The 261-nt window shown below is 39.8% G+C and carries 1 protein-coding gene; it reads right to left on the reverse strand.

Features of this window, described 5'->3' with window-relative positions; all coding sequences use genetic code 11:
• Positions 1-85 precede the first annotated feature (85 nt).
• The coding region (locus STRDD10_RS11320) for an LPXTG cell wall anchor domain-containing protein (RefSeq protein ID WP_197458356.1) at positions 86-261 on the reverse strand (176 nt) is incomplete at its 5' end.

The raw sequence follows: 261 nt of genomic DNA on the forward strand, positions 1-261 counted from the left end.
CAAAAAAAGCAACGGCTAGATAACTAGTCGTTGCTTTTTTTGTGAATCCTTTTTGTCTCAGACTCTTTTTGATTCAAGAAGAAGATTAATCTTCTTTTTTCTTACGAGCTACAAGACCGAATCCACTTAATACTCCAAGAAGTCCAAGCGCTGCAAGGCTAGCGTGATCTTCTGTACCAGTATTCGGTAATTCCTTAGCTGGTTTAGCTGGAGCTGGTTTAGATTGTTCTTGTTTTGGAGCAGCAGGAACAACTTTACGGT

This window comes from Streptococcus sp. DD10 (assembly GCF_001578805.1).
Lineage (GTDB): Bacteria > Bacillota > Bacilli > Lactobacillales > Streptococcaceae > Streptococcus.